Origin of the sequence: Pullulanibacillus sp. KACC 23026 (genome assembly GCF_029094525.1) — a bacterium.
Taxonomy (GTDB): Bacteria; Bacillota; Bacilli; order Bacillales; family Sporolactobacillaceae; genus KACC-23026.
In genome coordinates this window covers 43,008-57,006 of sequence record NZ_CP119107.1, presented here as the reverse complement: position 1 = coordinate 57,006, position 13,999 = coordinate 43,008, and the positions used below count along the sequence as shown (strand labels likewise).

Genomic DNA, 13,999 nt, shown 5'->3' with positions numbered 1-13,999 from the left:
GTTGGATTAAATGTTTAATTGTCTACACTATTAATCTTAATAGTGATGAAGTTAGGAAACCCCTCCTAACTATCCATGATGCGTTGCACTATTTGGAAATTTTTTTAATTATCTTTCCAAAAGAAGGGAAACGGCAATTTTATATTGAATTAATTAGTTATTCATAATATTTATTCTAATTAGGAGGCTTCTTCATGAACAAAAAGTGGATCATGTTGTTATTAATTTGGCTGATGATGTTTGTGGCCTATCTGGATCGTATTAATATATCAGTCGCAGGTCCAACCATCCAAAAAGAGTTGCACATTAGTCCGGCAGGCTTTGGTGTGGTTCTATCTGCCTTTACATTCGGTTATGCTATTCTGCAAATCCCAGGCGGCATTCTTGCAGATAAATTTGGAGCAAAGAGACTGCTTGTCATCGCCTTAATCTGGTGGTCCATTTTCACTGGTATGACCGGTATGGCGATGTCGTTAGGATTTTTAATTGTTTCACGGGTTCTATTTGGTGTTGGCGAGGGACTTGAGAACGGTGCTCAATTTAAATTAGTTGGGGACTTCTTCCCATCTCATGAACGTTCCTCAGCAAATGGTCTGTTTTTAACATCCCTTGCTCTAGGGCCTGCTGTTGTTGCACCGGTTGCCGCATGGTTATTAAAATCAGTCGGCTGGCATTCTATGTTCTATTTATTTATTATTCCAGGCCTAATTATGGCCATTCTAATTGGTTGGTTTATTCCGAATAAACCAACTGAAGGGGTTGTTCACACAGAGATTACCAATAGGAAAGGCCTCCGTGCGTCTTGGTCTGATATTATGGCACATCCAGCGATCTGGTTAGCTTTTGTCGCGTACTTATTCTTTAATATTGCATTCTGGGGATTCCTTGGTTGGATGCCATCTTATCTAAGTGAAGCTCGCCATATTACCTTAAGTCAATTAGGAATGGATGCTTCCTTACCCTATTGGTTTGGATTCCTTGGACTCGTTATTGTAGGATTCTTAGGTAATCGATTCCTTAATCGTTATCGTGCGAGTATGATCGCAATCAGTTATTTGTTGGCAGGATTATGTCTTTATATCTCTTTTTCGGCAAAAACAGTCAGTGGAAGCCTATTTGGACTAAGCGCAGCTGCCTTTTTCCTCTATGGGGGATTTGGCCCATTTTGGAGTGTGGCATTAGATTTACTACCAGATCAATTGCGTGGGACGTTCTCTGGATTTGTTAATTTTGGAGGACAAATTGGAGGATTTATTGCCCCAATAATAATCGGGGGAATCGTTTCAGCCACCGATTCCTTTAATTTTGGATTTGGATTTATGATAGCGGCGGTTATTTTATCCGCAATCGCTTTATTCTGTCTTCAGGCATTTTGGTTAAAGGTTCAGTCATCCAAGCCTGCAAATAACTCTGCTGTCTCCTAAATCCTTAAATTACAGACGAAAATAAACTTTCAGTATTGAACATTAACAGAGCTAACTTTAAAAATGAAAGTTGTCCTTAATTCTTACCCATTTAGGTTGGAATTTTGAGGACAGCTTTTTTGTTTTGCACTTGGTCCTCTCTTATTGCATTGACTCAGAAAAAAATTGAATATATAATTGCATAGAGCGATAATGATAATCATTATCAATTAAACAAGAGGGGGGGAGAGGTGATCCAAATCCTTATTAAAGTAGTGAATTAAATAAAGCCAACTTAGTTACCTATCACAGCTGACAATGATAAATGTCGTGTTTTCTGCTGAAATGATAATTTGTTTTGTTTAACTGTAAAAGTTTGGTTAAAGATAAGAGTAGGGGCTTTCGACTTAAATCTTAGCTGACTCGCATCAATACATAGATGATTTTAACTTCACGCATGGGAAGCACGTTTTTACGTCAAATAAATTTAAAGGGGCTAATAAATGTGGATAGTCTATTTCGGGAATCAATTGAAAAAAGGCGACAACAACTTATTAAACAACTCATTGAGTCAAATATATATAAAGTAAACCATAGACACCTGTTCGAATTAACACTAAAGGAATTAGAAGCGGAATATAGTAGAACACTAAACAGGGCCTTCTCGGGTTAATCGTCTGACCTCCATTCAATGGATTGAACCCTTAAGCGGATATTAAAATTAAGCGGAGATAGTTCTCTTAATTAGGAGATCGCACTGAAAACAGCTAAAATAGAAGAAGAAATTCCGGCTATGGACTCCAGAAAAAGTGGATCGGAGTCATTTCGCCCTGGTTAACTGGAAAAATTCCGCTTATATTCCCGCTCCCAAGCTCGATTCTGCTGTTTAACCGGAAATCCTCCGCCTATTTCTGGTTACTCAATGACCTGCTTTAACTTTTTAGGTTGCGATGTTGCTGACTCATTGAGGATAATAAGAGACCCAATCACAAGTGATTGGGTCTCTTGGTTAAGAATAGGTTTCTCCACCGAAATGGAACTTAGGGATGAGTCCCTAATACTCTTGTTTATCTTATTACTTAGTTAAAGCACTTGTCACGTCATCCATTGTCTTCTCAGAAGCAATGATCCCATTGACTGTCCAGTTGCTTGGATCATTATAGGTATAGACATGCCCTGCTTTGACTGCTGGTAAGTTGTTCCAGACACTGCTGCTATCTAGAGCTGAGAATCCTGCGTCTCCTTTTGGTCCAACAAGGAAAATATGATCAGCATCTAGCTCCGATAATTTTTCCAAAGAAATAGGATTCCATTGAGTTTTAGCCTTTGAAAGACTTGCTACCATTTTAGGAGCCTTAACTCCCAAATCTTCGTAAAGCACTTTCGCACTAAATCGATCTTGTTCAAATAAGTAATACTTTCCGCCACTAACCCAAATGACAGCGGCTGTTTGATCTCCTATAGCCTTCTTAATTTTAGCTTTATCAGAAGCGGCCTTTTTGTCATAATCCGAAATAGCTTTCTTAGCCTTATCTTCTTTTCCAAGGATATTGCCCATCGTTAATAATTGTTGACGCCAATCGGCATATGTAGCATCTTTGAACACATAAACGGGGGCAATTTTTTGATAGTCGCCCAACTGACCGCTTTGAATCGTACCAGGAGAACTGACGATGATTAAGTCAGGGTTATATTTCATTACTTGTTCTAAAGGCAAATTCCAACCAATTTTAGGAACACCCTTTAAATCACTCTGTAAATAGTTTTGAACGGTATCCCCAATTGACCATTGTGCAACAGGCTTAACGCCTAATGCAGTAAGAGAATCTTCTAGGTAAGGGGCAATAATTCTCTTCGGATTTGTAGGAAGTGTCACTTTCCCGTTCGCATCGGTTAATGTCTGTTCTGTTGAAGTACCCTTTTCATTAGACGAAGAAGAACGATCTGATTTCGACCCCGTGCTGCTTCCACAAGCAGCCAAGAAAGACATCACCAAGCAAATCATACTAATAAACAATAAATTTTTCTTTAAAAATGGCATCACTACGACTCCTCACTGTCTATTTTAATCTCTGATAATGACAATGATAATCATTATCATTTAATGTGTCAATAACTAATACTGTTATTAATGAACGAATTTAGGAACTTTTATTAAAAGTAATGGTATTATAAATGCCTTCAAAGGTTGAATCAAGATATTGATAAGTTTATACTTAATAATTGAGAATGATTATTATTACTGATTATCTAAAATGCGTATTCTTAATATAGCCTTATTGAAAGGATGTCATCAGGAACATGATTTTCAAAAAAAATGGCATCGCAGCTGGATCCACTTTAAAAAACAGAAACCATCCTATTAACGGTCTAGTTGTTATTGTCCTAGGTCTCCTTGCCTTGATTCTTGCGTTTGGATTGTCAGTAGCTTATGGCGCGGCGGACATCCACCTTAGAACAGTGTGGCAAGCCATTTTTTCGTTTAATCCATCACTTTCATCTCATGAAGTGATTCGACAGATACGGATCCCTCGGACACTAGCAGCCATCTTAGTTGGAGCGTTTCTGGCCGTTTCCGGAGTGATCATGCAGGGACTGACACAAAATCCGCTTTCCTCCCCATCCCTCATGGGTGTAACAGACGGTGCTGCATTTGCCATCGTCATGATACTCGCATTTGTCAATAGTCCCACTCAAGTTACCTTATCCCTATTTGCTTTTATCGGGGCAGCAGCGGGGGTTGCTTTAGTTTTTGCAATTGGAACCTTTTCTAAAAGCGGTCTCACACCTGTGAAATTGACACTTGCGGGGGTTGCGGTTGGGACATTATTAAGGTCCATCTCTTCAGCTATTGCCTTACAAAAACAAGTGGCGAAGAGTATCAGCTTTTGGTATGCAGGTGGGTTGGATGGAACCACATGGGCCAACGTTTATATCCTTTTCACAGCTGGAATTATCTGTACAATCTTAGTTGCATTTATTGCACATTCTATGACTCTATTAAGTCTTGGGGATGAAGTATCAACAGGTCTCGGGCAAAATAATACCTATGTAAAAATAATTGGAGCGATAGTAGTTCTTATTCTAACAGGATCAGCGGTATCGGTCGCAGGCGCTGTTGGGTTTGTCGGATTGGTTATCCCTCACATCGCTCGAATTCTCATAGGCTATGATTATCGTCTGCTAATCCCTGCCTCAGCTGTCCTTGGTGGTCTTTTGCTTGTGCTATCTGATCTCGTTGCGCGAATCGTCAATAGCCCTTATGAAACACCTGTCGGGGCCGTAACAGCAATCATAGGTATCCCTTTCTTCCTATACCTTGTTATGAGTGGAAAGAGGGGATTATAATGACCAGAAAACTCAATAATAAAAAAGAGCGATTTACTAAAACAGCTATCGTTCTTCTTATTCTTATTTTAGTCATGTTTTTTATCAGTTTGAATTTAGGTGTCATTCATATCTCCCCACTAGAAGTTGCAAAAACACTTATAGGAATGGGCACCTCCAAAGATCAACTTGTTTTATTTGATTTTCGACTTCCTGAGATTGTACTTGCACTGCTCATTGGTTCTGGCCTTGCTGTTTCTGGAGCCATTCTGCAAGGGATGACAGGTAATGAACTCGCTGATCCAGGAATTCTTGGGATCAACTCTGGAGCTGGATTTGCGGTTGTTCTTTTTATGTTCTTTTTTGATAAAACCATGACCAGTACAAATCTGTTAACCATTTTTACATTGCCGCTATTTGCGTTATTTGGGGCATTGATTGCTGCTTTTCTCATCTATGTTTTAGCCTGGAAAAAAGGAATCAATCCGGTTCGGCTTATCCTTGTAGGAATTGGTGTAAATGCAGGCTTTGGAGCAGGTATTACGATCTTTCAATTAAAAATGGCACCCGAAGACTTTACTAAAGCAACCGTATGGCTGACAGGCGATATATGGGCCAACAATTGGTGGTATGTGTTATCTTTATTACCATGGATTATCATTCTCATACCTTATGTTATCTATAAGTCTCATAGTCTCAATGTGCTCACTCTAGGTGATCAACTAGCCGTTGGATTAGGAACAAGTGTTGAGAGAGAACGACGCATTTTGCTCATTTTGGCCGTGGCGCTTGCTGGTTTTTGCGTGGCTTTAGGTGGAGGCATTGCCTTCTTGGGTCTAGTAACACCTCACATTGCTCGTCGACTCATTGGCCCCAAACATGAGCTTCTAGTACCCATTAGTTCATTACTTGGTGCACTCCTTCTTCTAATGGCCGATACAATTGGACAGAACATTCTATCGCCTACTGAAATACCTGTTGGAATCGTCGTTTCTGTTTTGAGCGTCCCATACTTTATCTATTTATTAATGAAAATTGATTAAAGGGAGAGATACATGTGGTCACCTTAAGTACGGAACACCTACAAGTAGGATATGATGACCGAGTCATCATTGAAAATTTGACACTAACTATCCCTGAAGGTGAAATTACTTGTATTATTGGTCCTAATGGCTGCGGCAAATCGACCTTATTAAAAACAATGGCACGAATTCAACGTGCAAAATCTGGCTCTATCTATCTAAGCGGAAAAAGCATTCATACCATTCCTACCAAGGAAATTGCTAAGAAAATGGCGATACTCCCCCAAACACCCGGTGCACCTAATGGACTCACTGTCTATGAATTAGTTTCGTTTGGGCGTTCTCCACATAAAAAAGGTTATGGGAAGCTAACAGACAAAGACCGAGAAGTCATTCTCTGGGCACTTGAAGTCACCGGCATGGATGCCTTCAGTGATCATGCTATTGATACCTTATCCGGTGGACAACGGCAGCGCGCTTGGATTGCGATGGCTATTGCTCAGGAAACCGACTTATTACTGCTCGATGAACCGACTACTTATCTTGATCTCGCTCATCAGCTAGAGGTCCTAAAACTCCTTGAGCGCTTAAATAAGGAAGCGAAACGAACAATCGTGATGGTCATTCACGATTTGAACCACGCCGCCCGCTTTTCGGACTACATGGTTTCTATGAACAGCGGTTCTATCGTTAAAGCCGGAACACCTTTTGACGTCATGACCCCAGAAAATTTGAGGAATGTTTTCAACATTGAAGCTGAAATCATCCAAGATCCAAAATCCGGCAAGCCACTTTGCCTATCATATGACCTTATTGAAAAGAGAGAATTAGTCAAAGAGCAACGCTAGCTTAACCCTATAATTAGGCGGTCTAAGCAAGCCTCGGTGCGCTCCCTTAAGCCGCCTGCCGATCCATAAAGAGTTGCCCCTTTCAGAAGGTTAGACTCCTCAGCATAATGAGGAGGTCACCCCTTCTTAGGATAGTCTCTTTTAATTAAAAGACAAAAGCTTGGGGTTTTTCCCCAAGCTTTTGTCTTTCTTATTAGACCCTACCGCGGATTTGATAAATAAGCGGAGGAATTTCCCTTATTTAGAAAATGACACTGAAAACAGCTTAAATAGACGGAGGAATTCCGACTATTGACTCCAGAAAACGTGGATTGGAGTCCTTTTACCTTATTTAAACGGAAAATCTCCGCTTATTTACCCCGAACCGAACCCTATTCGGCTGTCTAACCGGAAAATCTCCGCTTATTTTTGTTACTCCATTACCTACTTTAGAGAATAGCGAACAATTACGAAGCCTCTTACAATTAACCTTTTCTTATGAAGCGAAATATGGCGCTCTTTTCAAAAATGGCTCCAGCAAGAGGGGAACCGTTCCTTATTTTTTAGTCTTTTTTTTGCTGAGAACGACTGTACTATACAAGATTTTAGGCGCTGAAGGCTCTAGATACAAGGCTGCACTATTAATAGCTGCCATGGCTTCTGCAAATCCCGAAGCTATTAACGGAATTTTATTCGGATAGTTCACAATGTCTCCCGCTGCGAATAATCCCGGTATATTTGTCTTCATTTCTGCATTTACTGGAATCTTATCATTCTCTAGATGAACACCCCATTGATCCACACCACCCAATTGAATAATGGTTTCATGATTAACGACGACCTCATCAACTGGTACCTCCTCTAACCGGCCACTCTCTAAATCTTTTATACAAACCGACTGAATAACGCCCTCACCTTCTATAAAGTCAACAATTGAACATTTTGTCTTTACCTGAACCGTAGACTCCAGCAGTTTCTCTATATCTGGCTTATGAGCAGTAAATTGCTTTTTCTCATTGATTAGCCAAACTTGCTCCGCATACTCTGATAATAGGGTCGCCCAATTGACAGCGCCTCCACCCCAACCGGATACAACCACTTTCTTTCCACGAAATCTTTCCATCTCATCAATAGAATAATGCAAATTGTTCCTTTGAACCTTTTTACCTTCGTCTAAATGATGTTTTCTCATGATAAAATAACCACTACCAATGGCCAAAATGACTGTTTTGGAATAGTGTAAGTTTCCATTCTCAGTTGTTAGCACAAAGTATTGGTCGTCCTGTTTGTCAATTTGTTTAACTAGCTCGCCTAATATAATGGTAGGTTCAACACTTCTAGCTTGTTCTTCTAACTGTAAACTCAAATCCTCCCCTGTAACACTAGGGATCCCACCTATATCAAATATCCATTTCTGGGGATAGAAAAAGGAGACCTTCCCGCCTAATTTAGGGAGATAGTCGATAACCTTTGTTTTAAGTTTCCGCATTCCACTATAAAATGCAGCATATAACCCGACAGGACCTCCGCCAACAATCGTGACATCATATAAATGCTCATCAGTCAAAGTCATCCCAACCTTTATTAAAAATTTAAGTCATTAACTGCAACATAATTACCTGGGCAATTAAACGGTCTATTCTTTTAGATGCAACTTTAAGCGGTACCCATATTTTTCATAGGCGTTTTTCTACACTTCCACTTGTTTTTTAATTAGATTGATATTGATTATCATTATCAATTTTCGGCTAATCTCTGTTCTTTGTCAATAATAGAGGCTATAACAAAAACCGCTAATCGTTTCGACTAGCGGCAACTCCTCTTTTGTCTCTAGGAGGCTTATCGATTCATTGCGTAACCGCAAAAGCCCCTTTTTATGGCAATTTCTTTATAAAAACAACCTTAAGATAACGCCCCTCAGGAAATTCCTTTATTGTTTTAAAGTCCTTCGGCAAGGAAAATTCTTCAACAAGTTGATAATTCCTGTTTGATTCTTTAAAGGCCTGATCAATGAAACTTTTAAATTTAGTCATATTAAAAGAACTGCAATTGGTGGACGCAACGATCATCCCGTCATCTTCTGTTATTGAAATAACTTCCTTCAGAAGATTTTTGTAGTCCTTTTCAGCACTGAATACCATCTTCTTTGATCTTGCGAAGCTTGGCGGATCTAGAATAACCAAATCAAACGTTAACTGCTTTTTCACCGCATACTTAAAGTAATTAAACACATCTTCAACAATGATCGCCTGCGAGTCTTCATTCAGCCCATTCAATCGAAATTGCTCAATGGTCTTATTTAAGCTCCGATTGGCTAAATCGACACTTGTTGTTTTAATAGCGCCTCCTAAGGCTGCGAATACTGAAAAAGCGCCTGTATAGGAAAACGTATTGAGTACATTCTTTCCTTTTGCATACACATCCCGAATTCGTTTTCTTACCTCTCTTTGATCTAAGAAAACGCCAACCATCGCACCTTCATTTAAATAAACCGCAAAGTTAACGCCATTTTCTTTTACAGTAATTGGGAAGGTCCCTCTTTCTCCCGCGACAAAATCATCTTCTTCTATATATTTCCCGCTGACATCGAATCTTTTCTTTTGATAAATCGCTTTAAAGCTCACCAATTCTTTCAAAGCATTTATAATCAATTCCCGAAAGTGGTAAATGCCTTTGCTGTACCAGTTAATTAAATAATAGCCATCAAAGTAATCAATGGTTAAACCGCCTAGGCCATCGCCTTCACCATTGACGACTCTGAAGGCATTCGTATCCGGGCTATTATAAAACGACGATCTAAAATTGATCGCCTCTCTCAATTTATTTAAAAAGAACTTTTGGTCGATCGGTTCATTTTCATTTTTACTAAGAATCCACCCGTAACCTTTATTTTGTTTTCCAAAATAGCCTTTTGCGATGAATTGATTTTTCCCATCAACGAGACGGAGAAGGCTCCCTTCTTCCGTTGCGTCATTTAGATTCATGATGGCATCCTTAAATAAGAGCGGATAACCGCTTTTATATTTATTTACAAACTTTCCTTTTACCGTTAATGTCACTTCTCTTTTCATCTTGTCATCCTATCAACATTTTTTTATCATGATCCCGCATTTCGTAAAAAACCTATCCCTATTAATATCCATAAGTTCTAGATATTATCAGCGTCAACGCCAAACGAAAGGTTTCATCACGTGAAAAATAGACTTAAACGTTTAGTTATATTAAGAATACCATTTGATAAACCGAGTAGAAAGCTTTATCACCCTCCAATATGAGGCGGTTCAGCGGGCTTAATTGCGGTGCGTTTTAAGGCTCTTGCCTTTTTACATTCTAATCTAGTCCAACTCCTTATACGATCTTGCCAATTAACGTTCTTGATGCTACTATTCAATTAGTATCTACAATTAGTATCTGGTAATAAATTATTGTAATTATTGATTATTTATGTTGTGTTTTTTTAATAAAATTTAATCATAACCTTGGAGGGTGTTGAGATGAATGTACGATCAGAATACCAATCAAAGCTAAGAACGGCTGAAGAAGCGGTCAAACTAGTAAAGTCGGGAAACTGGGTCGATTACGGATTTGGGGTGACCATGCCCATTGAACTCGATAAAGCTCTTGCCGCCAGAAAAGAGGAACTAACGACTATCAATATCCGGGGAATGCTGTTAATGAGAGTCCCTGAAGTGGTCAAGGCTGACCCCCTTCGTGAAACCTTTTATTACAATAGCTGGCATTTCAGCGGAGTGGACCGTGACCTCTATAAACAAGGGTTATGTGACTTCATTCCAATGGTCTACCGCAATAAACCCTTTTATTACCGCAATCATCTACATGTAGACGTGGCTATGATTCAAGTAACGCCTATGGATCAACATGGCTATTTTAATTTTTCACTAACTAACTCTGCGACGAAAGCCATTGTTGAGGCGGCAGATAGAGTTATTTTGGAAGTCAATGAAAATCTCCCAAGAGCATTAGGCGGGTTCGAAGAGTGTATTCACATTTCCGAAGTCGATTATGTGGTGGAGGGCAAAAATCCGCCCATTGCCACGCTGCCAAGAGGGACGAGCAATGACGTGAATCAGCAAATCGCCGCACTGGTCGTAGAGACGCTAGTAGATGGCTCCACCATTCAGCTTGGTATCGGTGCCCTGCCTTCTGCTGTCGGTGAATTAATCGCCCAATCCGACTTAAAAGATTTAGGCTGTCATACAGAAATGCTTGTGGACGCCTATCTTGATATGTATAAAGCCGGAAAACTTAACAATCGCAAAAAGACTTTGAACCGTGGAAAGGCTGTGTGGTCCTTTGCGCTCGGGTCCCAAGAACTTTACGATTGGATAAACGATAATCCCTTTCTTGCTTCCTATCCAGTCAACTACGTCAATGACCCTAGTATTATCCGGCAACAGAACAATATGGTCGCAATTAACAATGCCGTAGAGGTCGACTTGTTCGGTCAGATTTCCTCAGAATCATCAGGTATCCATCATATCAGCGGAACAGGAGGCCAACTGGATTATGTGACAGGTGCGCCAGCCGCAGAGGGAGGAAAGGCGTTTATTTGTTTGACCTCTACTTATCAAGATAAAAAGGGTGAGATCCATTCCCGTATTGTCCCAACACTAAACGCAGGTGAAATCGTAACCGTACCAAGATCCCAATCCCACTATATTGTGACAGAATACGGAAAAGTTAATTTGGCCGGCCGTTCCACATGGGAACGTACAGAGCTGTTAATCTCCATTGCCCATCCCGATTTTCGAGAGAGCTTAATTCAAGAAGCCGAAACTATGAAGATCTGGAGAAAATCCAATAAAAAAAGCTAGTTAACTTGAGAATGCAGAGGGACCGTTCTTATGATCAATTAAACATAAGAACAGTCCCTATGTTATCATTTCCTCTAATTAGAATACCTTGTCAATAAACGTTCCTTGTACCTTCTTTTAACCTCTTTTGAAAAGCATACATGCGTTGTTAGAAAAACGATAGAATATTAGTCATGTAAGTCTAGTTTATTTATGTCATAATTAGAGGAATAAAAGTTTACCATTCATACATAGTGGAAGTGGGGATAATAATGGCAACTGGAACACATACAGTAGAAATTCCAATAGATGCACAAGCAGTTTGGGATTATATAAGTGATCTTGAGAAATGGGCAACAACCGTGCCCGCCTATAAAGAACATGAAATCATTAATGACAAGCAATCTATTTGGACATTTGCAGGCAGTGTGAAAGGTATAAAAAAATCAATACGAGTGCAGGTGGATGTTACGACATGGAATGAGCCTTCAAATATTCGGTTTGAACTAAAAGGTTTAACAGATAATATTACAGGAAGCGGTAACTTTACCGCAGAAGAAGCAGATGGTAAAACCACAATGACTTGTACCATCGAAGTTCATGCAGGAGGGATATCTGGTGCGGTGTTAACACCGGTTATCAAATGGGCGGTTCCAAAAGTAACTTCTCGTTTAACAGAATCGATCGCACGTAAAATCGCGGTATTCTCGTAGTTTCCATTATAGAGAGACGCCTCTTTTTAGGTATCCTCCTCTGAAGCAACGATGAGCCATTGTAATGATAAAGTGTTCTATTTGAAATTTCATATTAAAGGAAAGGGGCCTGTCCAAGCGGACTGCCCTTTTTTGTGTCTTCCAACTTTTTATGTTCTATTTTATTTCTTCATATCTTGCAGCATGTATCCGATAGAATATCCTTAAACATACACGTATCATTGAAATTGATAAAGGCGGTCGCCCTCCACCTACACAAGAAAAGGGAGGAAACCATGATAATTATAATTTGAAAAATACTTAAAGCATTTTCAAATCAACGTTTCAAGTATTTGTTTTATAAACTTCATTTACTTATGGTACAATTCACCGCAACGCATCAAAATGGGGTTCTTTTGGATTTCTCAAATCCTATCCTTTAAATAAGAAGTCTTATCCTTAATTGAGTAACCAGCAATAGTAAAAATAAGCGGAAATTTTCCGGTTAGATACAGAATAGAGCTCGTTTCGGGGGGATATAAGGGGAGTTTTTCCGTCTATTCAAAGCAAAATTACCCTTTTCACCGTTCTTTTGAGTCAATAGCCGGAATTCCTCCGTCTATTTTGGCTCTTTTCAATGCTATTTACTAAATAGGGGAAATTTCTCCGTCTATTTTTATAGGATCGGGTGATTAACTTGATCCCCCACCCGATAAGAGCGAACCCTCACAATTCCAGATGCGGGAATTAGAAATAAAGTATCCGTTCAATCCCTTTTAATTTCCATATTTCATAAATCAAATGGATAGGCAAAGAGATAAGGATACTCCCCATATATTGTCTTTGTACCCCTATCAATAATGAGCATCTTATGGGACGGTTCTCTATCCAGGGGATGGAGACGTCTCCATTCCGCTAACTTCGCTTATCTTTTTATGGTCTTAATAAGATTTTTCCCGTGCTTTTGCGACTTTCTAGAAAACGATGCGCTTCGCGGCCATCTCGCAGTGCAAATATCGTAGGCTCAGATACCTTTACTTTCCCCTGCTCTATCCAACGGAATAACTCGGCTGAACGGGTTACCCGTTCCTCGTGTGTTGTAAGGACATTCCAAAGATCCCCGCCAGTCAAAGTCTTTGACGTATCCATCAACATTCTTGGGTCAACTGGAGCAGGATTTCCCCCTGCCATTCCAAAAAATACAACCGTTCCCCCAATGCAAGTTGCTGCAAAACTATCCTCGAGGGTGGAACCTACTGAATCATAGACTACATCCACCCCTTTTCCGTTTGTTCCCCCTAACACTTCTCTTTTCCAATCATCCGAGTACATGAAAACCTGTTCTGCTCCAGCTTTCTTAGCTACGGATGCCTTCTCCATAGAGGAAGTTAGTCCAATGACCCTCCCACCAAGGTGCTTGGCAATTTGGGCGAGCAGTTGTCCAACGCCGCCAGCTGCTGCATGAACCAGAACGATATCATTTTCCTTAACCGCATAGCTATCTTTCGTTAAATAATGGGCAGTCAATCCTTGCAACAAAACGGAAGCCGCCACTTCAAATGAAATGGTTTCAGGAAGAGGAATTGCCTTTTCAATCGGAACAGCCACTAGCTCTGCGTTAGCATATGGGACATCGGCAAATGCAATGGCGTCCCCAACGCTGATTCCTTGGACATTAGCTCCCGTCTTTTCAACGACTCCCGCCCCTTCATAACCTAAAATAAACGGAGCATTGCCAGCAAGATGATAGTTCCCTTTTCTTCTATAAATATCTGCAAAGTTCAAGCCAATGGCTTTCGTCCTTATCAATAGTTCATCAGGCCCGATAACCGGATCCGCCATTTCAACATATTCAAGTACTTCCGGTCCCCCGAAAGTATTAAACACAAGTGCTTTCATTGAACGACCTCCTCT

Annotated in this window: 11 protein-coding genes; 7 read left to right on the top strand and 4 right to left on the bottom strand. The window is 40.0% G+C overall.

The window, feature by feature from the left end; translation table 11 throughout:
- Positions 1-194 precede the first annotated feature (194 nt).
- Both PU629_RS00270 and PU629_RS22510 read left to right on the top strand, forming a co-directional pair.
- Positions 195-1,424 (top strand): MFS transporter, encoded by a 1,230-nt coding sequence (locus PU629_RS00270; RefSeq protein ID WP_275282261.1) that lies wholly within the window; start codon positions 195-197, stop codon positions 1,422-1,424.
- Between the two features lie 418 nt (positions 1,425-1,842).
- Positions 1,843-2,076, top strand: a complete 234-nt coding sequence (locus PU629_RS22510; RefSeq protein WP_481900464.1) for a Fur-regulated basic protein FbpA — start codon at positions 1,843-1,845, stop codon at positions 2,074-2,076.
- A 402-nt stretch (positions 2,077-2,478) separates the two neighbouring features.
- Here the strand turns inward: PU629_RS22510 and PU629_RS00260 are convergent, their stop codons facing one another.
- Positions 2,479-3,444 carry an iron-hydroxamate ABC transporter substrate-binding protein gene (locus tag PU629_RS00260; RefSeq protein WP_275282260.1) on the bottom strand — a complete coding sequence of 322 codons (966 nt, stop codon included), beginning with the start codon at positions 3,442-3,444 and terminating at the stop codon, positions 2,479-2,481.
- A gap of 260 nt (positions 3,445-3,704) precedes the next feature.
- Here PU629_RS00260 and PU629_RS00255 point away from each other — a divergent pair, with 260 nt between their 5' ends.
- Genes PU629_RS00255 through PU629_RS00245 form a run of 3 tightly spaced genes read left to right on the top strand, consistent with a single transcriptional unit; the run spans position 3,705 to position 6,600 of the window.
- Entirely contained in the window at positions 3,705-4,751 is a 1,047-nt protein-coding gene (locus PU629_RS00255; RefSeq protein ID WP_275282259.1) for a FecCD family ABC transporter permease, read from the top strand.
- Positions 4,751-5,773 carry a FecCD family ABC transporter permease gene (locus tag PU629_RS00250; RefSeq protein WP_275282258.1) on the top strand — a complete coding sequence of 341 codons (1,023 nt, stop codon included), beginning with the start codon at positions 4,751-4,753 and terminating at the stop codon, positions 5,771-5,773. Before PU629_RS00255 ends, PU629_RS00250 begins: the two co-directional genes overlap by 1 nt.
- Positions 5,774-5,787: 14 nt before the next feature.
- The gene (locus PU629_RS00245; RefSeq protein ID WP_275282257.1) at positions 5,788-6,600 is read left to right on the top strand and encodes an ABC transporter ATP-binding protein; all 813 of its coding nucleotides are present in this window, start codon (positions 5,788-5,790) and stop codon (positions 6,598-6,600) included.
- A gap of 535 nt (positions 6,601-7,135) precedes the next feature.
- Here PU629_RS00245 and PU629_RS00240 read toward each other — a convergent pair.
- A complete protein-coding gene (locus PU629_RS00240) occupies positions 7,136-8,146 on the bottom strand; it encodes an NAD(P)/FAD-dependent oxidoreductase (RefSeq protein WP_275282256.1) in 1,011 nt (336 codons plus the stop codon).
- Between the two features lie 307 nt (positions 8,147-8,453).
- On the bottom strand, positions 8,454-9,650 hold the full coding sequence (locus PU629_RS00235; protein ID WP_275282255.1) for a class I SAM-dependent rRNA methyltransferase: 1,197 nt from the start codon (positions 9,648-9,650) through the stop codon (positions 8,454-8,456).
- A 423-nt stretch (positions 9,651-10,073) separates the two neighbouring features.
- Here PU629_RS00235 and PU629_RS00230 point away from each other — a divergent pair, with 423 nt between their 5' ends.
- Both PU629_RS00230 and PU629_RS00225 read left to right on the top strand, forming a co-directional pair.
- Entirely contained in the window at positions 10,074-11,414 is a 1,341-nt protein-coding gene (locus PU629_RS00230; RefSeq protein WP_275282254.1) for an acetyl-CoA hydrolase/transferase family protein, read from the top strand.
- A gap of 251 nt (positions 11,415-11,665) precedes the next feature.
- Positions 11,666-12,106, top strand: a complete 441-nt coding sequence (locus tag PU629_RS00225; protein WP_275282253.1) for an SRPBCC family protein — start codon at positions 11,666-11,668, stop codon at positions 12,104-12,106.
- A gap of 912 nt (positions 12,107-13,018) precedes the next feature.
- On the opposite strand, the gene PU629_RS00220 is transcribed toward PU629_RS00225, so the two are convergent.
- A complete protein-coding gene (locus PU629_RS00220) occupies positions 13,019-13,984 on the bottom strand; it encodes a quinone oxidoreductase family protein (RefSeq protein ID WP_275282252.1) in 966 nt (321 codons plus the stop codon).
- Positions 13,985-13,999: the final 15 nt, after the last annotated feature.